This is a genomic window from Dactylosporangium sp. NPDC005572 (assembly GCF_040605515.1).
Taxonomy (GTDB): Bacteria; Actinomycetota; Actinomycetes; order Mycobacteriales; family Micromonosporaceae; genus Dactylosporangium.
Genome location: NZ_JBEXCY010000032.1, coordinates 1 through 5,716 on the forward strand (window position 1 = coordinate 1; position 5,716 = coordinate 5,716).

Annotated in this window: 7 protein-coding genes; 2 read left to right on the forward strand and 5 right to left on the reverse strand. The window is 69.7% G+C overall.

The features are described 5' to 3' along the window. The 3 genes from ABZS66_RS18200 to ABZS66_RS18210 form a co-directional block, all read right to left on the reverse strand. The coding region (locus ABZS66_RS18200) for an AMP-binding protein (protein ID WP_354758966.1) at positions 1–365 on the reverse strand (365 nt) is incomplete at its 3' end. Between the two features lie 16 nt (positions 366–381). Next, complete coding sequence (locus ABZS66_RS18205; protein WP_354758968.1) at positions 382–1,596, reverse strand: acyl-CoA dehydrogenase family protein; 1,215 nt, start codon at positions 1,594–1,596, stop codon at positions 382–384. Between the two features lie 555 nt (positions 1,597–2,151). Next, positions 2,152–2,607 carry an SCP2 sterol-binding domain-containing protein gene (locus tag ABZS66_RS18210; RefSeq protein WP_354758970.1) on the reverse strand — a complete coding sequence of 152 codons (456 nt, stop codon included), beginning with the start codon at positions 2,605–2,607 and terminating at the stop codon, positions 2,152–2,154. 67 nt (positions 2,608–2,674) lie between these two features. On the opposite strand from ABZS66_RS18210, the gene ABZS66_RS18215 reads away from it, so the two are divergent. Then, the gene (locus ABZS66_RS18215; protein WP_354758972.1) at positions 2,675–3,292 is read left to right on the forward strand and encodes a TetR/AcrR family transcriptional regulator; all 618 of its coding nucleotides are present in this window, start codon (positions 2,675–2,677) and stop codon (positions 3,290–3,292) included. Here ABZS66_RS18215 and ABZS66_RS18220 read toward each other — a convergent pair. Beyond that, positions 3,283–4,233: a rhomboid family intramembrane serine protease gene (locus tag ABZS66_RS18220; RefSeq protein WP_354758974.1), complete on the reverse strand. Its 951-nt coding sequence runs from the start codon at positions 4,231–4,233 to the stop codon at positions 3,283–3,285. The genes ABZS66_RS18215 and ABZS66_RS18220 overlap by 10 nt on opposite strands. Positions 4,234–4,268: 35 nt before the next feature. Continuing rightward, positions 4,269–4,814: a peptidylprolyl isomerase gene (locus tag ABZS66_RS18225; RefSeq protein WP_354758976.1), complete on the reverse strand. Its 546-nt coding sequence runs from the start codon at positions 4,812–4,814 to the stop codon at positions 4,269–4,271. Positions 4,815–5,075: 261 nt separating this feature from the next. On the opposite strand from ABZS66_RS18225, the gene ABZS66_RS18230 reads away from it, so the two are divergent. After that, positions 5,076–5,630: a hypothetical protein gene (locus tag ABZS66_RS18230; RefSeq protein ID WP_354758978.1), complete on the forward strand. Its 555-nt coding sequence runs from the start codon at positions 5,076–5,078 to the stop codon at positions 5,628–5,630. Positions 5,631–5,716: the final 86 nt, after the last annotated feature.

Genomic DNA, 5,716 nt, shown 5'->3' on the forward strand with positions numbered 1-5,716 from the left:
GCGTTGCCGAGGCCGGTGTTGACCAGGACGGCCTGACCGCCGAGGGCGATCACCGCCATGACGCACTCGATGAAGTACGCCGAGTTGTCGCAGAGCAGGCCGACCCGCGTGCCGGGGCCGACGCCGTGCTCGACGCGCAGCGCGTTGGCCAGGCGGCGGACCCGCACGTCGAGGTCGCCGTAGGTGACGGCACGGTACTCGTCGACGATGGCGACCCGGCGGGGGTCGCGGGCGGCGGCGGACCGCATCTCGCCGAAGAGTCCGAAGCCCCACCTGCGCAGCGCGCCGAGCTGCCGCACGACGCGGGCGGGGCTGCCCGGTGCCAGCACCTTGCGGCGGGCCAGGGTTCTCAGCACAAACGCCATATTCGCGGACATATCATTACCGAATATAGACGCCTGCGATTGCCCTGGCCACTACCAGCCGCTGGATCTCGCTGGTTCCCTCGAAGATCGTGTAGATCTTCGCGTCGCGGTACCAGCGCTCGACCGGGTGCTCACGGACGAATCCGGCGCCGCCGAGGATCTGCACGGCCTTCTCGGTGACCGCGACCGCCACCTCGCCGGCCTTCAGCTTGCTCATGGAGCCCTCACCGGCCTCGAACGGCCGGTTGTTGCGGCCCATCCAGGCGGCCCGCCAGACGAGCAGGCGCGCGGCGTCGATCTCCATCTTCATGTCGGCCAGCGCGAACGCGATCGACTGGTTCTCGATGATCGGCCGGCCGAACTGCACCCGGCCCTTCGCGTACTCCAGCGCGTACTCGTACGCGGCCCGCGCCACACCCAGCGCCTGCGCGCCGACCGCCGGCCGGGACAGCTCGAACGTCCGCATCGCCGCCTGGCCCTGCGCCTTACGGCCCTCACGGGCCCGGGCGAGCCGCGCGTCGAGCGCCTCCTTGCCGCCGAGCAGGCAGCGGCCGGGCACCCGGACCTCGTCGAGGAAGACGTCGGCGGTGTGCGAGGCGCGCAGCCCGAGTTTCTTGAGCTTCCTGGACCCGTTCAGCCCTGCGGTGCCGGGCGGCACGATGAAGGCGGCCTGCCCGCGCGAGCCGAGCTGCGGGTCGACGCTCGCCGTCACGACGTGGACGTTGGCGATGCCGCCGTTGGTCGCGAACGCCTTCTGCCCGCTGATGACCCACTCGTCTTTATCCTGGTCGTACCGCGCCCGGGTGCGCATCGACCCGACGTCCGAGCCGGCCTCGGGCTCGGTGGTACAGAAGGCGGCGACCTTGGGGTCGCTCGCGTCACCGAAGCACTGCGGCACCCACTCCAGCATCTGGTCGGGCGTGCCGGAGGCGTAGATCGCGGCGACGGCCAGGCTGGTACCGAAGATCGCCATGCCGATGCCGGCGTCGCCCCAGAACAGCTCCTCGTTGGACAGGCACAGCGACAGCCCGGTCGGGTCGGCCCAGGTGTTGGCCAGGAACTCGAACCCGTACAGGCCGATCTTCGCGGCCTCCTGGATCACCGGCCAGGGCGTCTCCTCGCGGGCGTCCCACTCGGCGCCGGCGGGCCGTACGACGTCCCGGGCGAACCCGTGGACCCACTCCCGCAGGTCCCGCTGCTCCTCGTTGAGATCGAGCGAAAACTCCACCATCGCGTTCCTCCTCTCGATTGCTCAGGTTCCTTCGCCCCGCTTTCTGGCTGGAGCCGTCGTCGCCGGCCGCCGCGGGTTCGCCGCCGGAAGAGTCCGGGGCGCGGCTCTTGCTCGCTTGGCCGCCCTCGTCCTCGGTCGGTCGACTGACCGAGTGGTTGCGCTTGCCGTCGGTCGGTCGATCGACCGAGTTGAAGCGCTTTCTCCAGGTCGGTCGACCGACCGAGATGGGGCTTGAAGCCGGGGCGCGGCTCCTGCTTGCGTTAGCGGGCGTTGGTCCTCGGTCGGTCGACTGACCGAGTGGTTGCGCTTGCCGTCGGTCGGTCGATCGACCGAGTTGAAGCGCTTTCCCCGGGTTGGTCGACCGACCGAGATGGGGCTTGAAGCCAGGGTGCGGCTGCTGCTCGCGTGAGCGGCGTCCACCCTCGGTCGGTCGACTGACCGAGTTGAAGCGGTTGCCGTCGACCGACCGACCGACCGAAAGCGCTTGCCGTGAGTCGGTCGACCGACCGAATTGCGCCCGCCCGCGGGTGGGCCAGCGTCGATCGGAGCGGGGCGTCAGGCCTTCGGGATGTCGAAGAGGTTGGCGATGTTCGCCGCCAGACCCAGGTCGCCCTTCGCCTTGAGCTTGCCCGTCATGAACATCATCATGGGGTTGCCGGCACCCGACACGACCTTGAGGAAGTCGACCGGGCCAACGGTGATCGCGAGCTTCGGGTCCTGGTCGGCGCCCGGCGACAGCGTGCACGCCCCGTTGGCGATCACCAGCTCGTAGGTGTCGACGCCCCCGTCCGGACGGTCGGTGATCGTCCAGTGGATGATCGCGTTCGTCGAGCCGGCACGGTCGGGGCGGAACAGCTCCGGGAAGCGGGAGAAGATCGTGTCGAGGATCTTGCCGCGCTGGTCGCTCTTCATGATGTCGGCGAGCTGGGAGTCCGGCGCGTTCTTGACGAGCTGCGCGAACTGCTTGGGGTCGACGTTGTTGAAGTCGCCCAGGGCGTCGAGGTCGGACATGCTGTGCCCTCCGTTGGTATTAAGCTACTCGCGCGTAACCTTACGCACGAGTAGGTAAGGTGGCAAGATGCTGAAACGGCTCCCGCGGGTCGTCCGCGAGCAGCAGATGCTCGACGCCGCGGTCAAGGTGTTCGCCGACCGCGGCTTCCACGCGGCATCGATGGACGAGATCGCGGAGGCCGCCGGGATCTCCAAGCCGATGGTGTACGCCTACCTCGGCACCAAGGACGAGCTCTTCATCGCCTGCCTCCAACGGGAGGCCACGCGCCTGATGGAGACCGTGGCGGCCGGGGTGCTGCCGGCGGCCGGCCCCGACGAGCAGCTCTGGAACGGCCTGCGCTCGTTCTTCACGTTCGTCGGCGCGCACCGCGACGGCTGGCGCGTCCTCTACCGCCAGGCCCGCAGCGAGCCCCACTTCGCCGGCGAGCTGGCCGGCATGCGGGCCCGGATCGTCGAGGTGGTCGCCGGCCTGCTGGAGAGCGCCTGCGCGGCCGCCGCCGTCCCGGCCCGCCCGGGCGACTTCGTGGCCATGGCCTACGCCTACGTGGGCGCGGCCGAGTCCCTCGCGGACTGGCTGGCCGACCACGAGGAGGAGGACCCGGAGCACACCGCGACGAGGATGATGAACTTCGTCTGGGTCGGCGCCGACGCCCTCCTGCAGGGCAAGGTCTGGCGTCAGCCGTAGACCGGCGGGAGGCTCGCCGTGTGGACGGCGAAGAGCACGCCGAGCAGCACGACGATGGCGACGGACGCGAGGACCTGGATGAGGGTGCGGTTCTTCGCCGGGGCGTAGGCCAGGCCGGCCGCCACGAGGGCGCCGCCGACCAGGCCGCCGAGGTGGCCCTGCCAGGAGATCGCGCCGGCGAAGCTGAACGTGATGACCAGGTTCAGGACGAGGACCGGCAGGATGCCGGCGATGCTGCGGCCCATCTTGCGCAGGACGACGATCAGCGCGGCGAACAGGCCGAAGATCGCGCCCGAGGCGCCGGCGGTCAGCGCGTTGGGCGCGGAGAAGAGGTAGACGCTGATGCTGCCCGCGAGGCCCGACAGCAGGTAGAGGGTCAGGAACCGGACCCGGCCGAGGATCGCCTCCAGCGGGCGGCCCAGCACCCACAGCGCCCACATGTTCATCGCCAGGTGCAGGATGCCGTAGTGCAGGAACATGGAGGTGAAGAGGCGGTAGTACTGGCCGTTGGCGACCCCGTCACCCGCGAGCCGCACGACGGTGCCCGAGCCGTCGGTCAGCCGTCCCTGCGGGTACGCGAGCAGGCCACCCCACTCGTGCAGCGGGGTCGAGCCGCCGAACAGCCCGCCCAGGCCGCCGCCGGCCAGGGCGTCGGCCCGGCCCGAGCTGATCACCGAGGCGACGAACACGAGCACGTTGATCACGATGAGCGCGATTGTCACCGTGCCCTGGGCGCCTGACGTGCCGCCGCCGAACGCGGTCCGGACGGGACGCTGCGACCGGGAGCCCTCGCGGACGCAGTCCGGGCACTGGAAGCCGACCGATGCCTCGTTCATGCAATCCGGGCAGATCGGCCGGTCACAGCGGGTGCACCGGACATACGTCTCGCGGTTCGGGTGCCGGTAGCAGACGGGGACCACGTTCGCCGGCGGCTGAGTCATGCACCTAGGTTAGCTAGCCCTTCCGGGCTAGCCCGTTACGAGAGTCGCTCGATCTCGACGCGCTCGATCACGATGTCCTGGCTCGGCCGGTCGCCCGAGGCGGTGCGAGTGCCGGCGATCTGGTCGACGACCTTGCGGGAGTCGTCGTCGGCGACCTCGCCGAAGATCGTGTGCTTGCCGTTGAGGTGCGGGGTCGGGCCCACCGTGATGAAGAACTGCGAGCCGTTGGTGCCGCCGCCGGTGAAGCGGTCGATGCCGGCGTTGGCCATGGCCAGCAGGTACGGCCGGGCGAAGTGCAGGTCCGGGTGGATCTCGTCGTTGAACGTGTAGCCCGGACCGCCCCGGCCGGTGCCGGTCGGGTCGCCACCCTGGATCATGAAGCCGTCGATCACGCGGTGGAAGATGACGCCGTTGTAGTACGGGCCCTGGCCCGGCTGGCCCGTGCGCGGGTCGGTGTATTCCCGGGTGCCCTCGGCGAGCTCGACAAAGTTGCGAACGGTCTTCGGGGCGTGGTTGGGGAACAGCTCAAGCCGGATGGACCCGGCGTTGGTGTGCAGCGTCGCGAACAGTTGCTCGGCCACCAGTTCTCCCTTTCATTGGTGACATTCCGTCATCACCGTATCCGACGTGGATTCTGCCGGATCCGGGTGTGCGGGGCGCCGGTTCGGTGCACGATGACCAGCAGCGGCCGAGTCCATGAGGTTCTCCCTGGTTGGAATGGGGTAACCGGGGATGGACAGGTAGCGCCTCGGGAGGTGGAGCAAGTGTTTCGACGTCGTCAGGTGAGGACGCACAGCCGGCTCATGCGGGACGAGCTCGGTGAAAGCTTCGACCACCTGCGGATGGCCGCGGCGCACGCCGCCGATGGCGCTTCCGGCGCCTTGGCGCCACGCGTCGATGCCGCCCGCCAGGCGGTCAAGCCCGGCATGCGCAAGGCCCGTGACGCGGCCATGGGCGGCATGGACACGGTCCTCGTGATCGCCCGCGACCGTTCGCGGGAGACCGGCAAGAAGGCCGGAAAGACGAAACACAAAGGAAAGGCCCGGATGATGGGTAACGAGGGCCGGTCGCGCCGGTGGCCGATGGCGATCGGCGGGATCCTGGTGGCGGGGGCGGCCGTCGGCGCCGCGTCGGCGATGCTGCGCCGCCGGCGCAACCAGCAGAGCTGGGACGAGTACGGCTCGACCCGCACCACGAGCGACACCGGCTCGATGATGGACTCCGCGAAGTCGACGATGGACGCGGGGATCGAGAAGGCCAAGACCATGGGTGAGGCGGCCAAGGATCGCGCTTCCGACCTGATCGGTAGCAAGAGCACCAACCCCGGCCCGGCCGGCGGCGGTGAGTACGACAAGCCCTCGATGCCGCAGTCGGCGTCGAAGAACAGTCGTCCCTAGCACGATCGATCGTGTAGGCGGGCCGTCCCCGGCCACGGGGGACGGCCCACCTATGCGCAAGGACCGGAACCACGCAAGGACCGGAA

Bases quoted from the DNA above. Each gene is read 5' to 3' on its own strand.
- ABZS66_RS18205 (WP_354758968.1), bottom strand. From the start codon at position 1,596: ATGGTGGAGTTTTCGCTCGATCTCAACGAGGAGCAGCGGGACCTGCGG.
- ABZS66_RS18210 (WP_354758970.1), bottom strand. From the start codon at position 2,607: ATGTCCGACCTCGACGCCCTGGGCGACTTCAACAACGTCGACCCCAAG.
- ABZS66_RS18215 (WP_354758972.1), top strand. From the start codon at position 2,675: ATGCTGAAACGGCTCCCGCGGGTCGTCCGCGAGCAGCAGATGCTCGAC.
- ABZS66_RS18220 (WP_354758974.1), bottom strand. From the start codon at position 4,233: ATGACTCAGCCGCCGGCGAACGTGGTCCCCGTCTGCTACCGGCACCCG.
- ABZS66_RS18230 (WP_354758978.1), top strand. From the start codon at position 5,076: ATGGCCGCGGCGCACGCCGCCGATGGCGCTTCCGGCGCCTTGGCGCCA.